Annotated in this window: 1 protein-coding gene and 1 pseudogene; both read left to right on the top strand. The window is 69.9% G+C overall.

The features are described from left to right. Positions 1 to 365, top strand: a 365-nt coding sequence (locus A9X05_RS19725; protein WP_067783570.1) for a copper resistance CopC family protein, incomplete at its 5' end; no start/stop codon positions are given. A 153-nt stretch (positions 366 to 518) separates the two neighbouring features. After that, positions 519 to 656 (top strand): annotated as a pseudogene (locus tag A9X05_RS32295) (hypothetical protein); the annotation flags it as partial. Positions 657 to 861: the final 205 nt, after the last annotated feature.

The following is an 861-nucleotide window of genomic DNA, read 5'->3' as shown; positions in this document are numbered from 1 at the left end:
CCGACACCATCAACGAACAGCTGCAGACCACGTTCGCGGCCATGACCGTCGTCGGGCCCGACGGCAATGTGTGGTCCGCCGGCGACCCGACGGTCCACGGCGCGGTCGTCGGCATCGGCTTGCGGCCGCTGGGCCCGGCCGGCACGTACACGGTGAACTATCGGGTCACGTCCGCGGACGGCCACGTGGTCTCCGGATCCTGGTCGTTTCGGTTGACGGTCTCCGGCACGGGCACGCCGGGACCACCGGCCGCAGGTGGCACGGCCGGGGGCCGGGACTCGGGGGTTCCGGTCTGGCCGTTCATCGTGGTGGCGGTGGCGCTCATCGCCGGAGGCGCCGTGTGGGCGGCGCGGCGTCGAGCGTGACCGGCGGCAAAAGCGCCCGCGTGCGTGCTGGCATGATGGGTTCGAAGAACCCGCGTGGGCTAGAGAACTACTGAAGATTGCTCGAGGAGCGGCCGCATGGCAGACCCGCAGGATCAACCCAATAGCGAGCCCGACGGCGATTCCACCCCGCCGCCGGAAAAGACGCCCCCGGCCAAGGCGGCCAAGAAAGCCCCGGCCAAGAAAGCCCCCGCGAAGAAAGCTCCCGCGAAAAAGGCGCCGGCCAAGAAAGCCCCGGCCAAGAAAGCCCCGGCCAAGAAGGCGCCCGCCAAGAGCGCCGAGCCTCCGGCAAAGGCCCCGGCACCGCCACTCGAGGTGCAGCAGCGAATCGAAAGCAACGGCGACCTCACGGCCGCCGCCAAAGACGCGGCCGCACAAGCGAAATCCACGGTGGACACCGCCAACAACCCGGTATCGCCAGACGCTCCGATGGAGGTCCTGACCCAGTCCCGGCTGCCGTTGATCGTCGCCCTGGCGG

It is taken from the genome of Mycobacterium sp. E3298 (genome assembly GCF_001666895.1).
In the GTDB taxonomy this organism is placed as follows: domain Bacteria; phylum Actinomycetota; class Actinomycetes; order Mycobacteriales; family Mycobacteriaceae; genus Mycobacterium.
The sequence above is the reverse complement of the archived record's forward strand: the minus strand, read 5'-3'. Positions and strand labels throughout refer to the sequence as shown.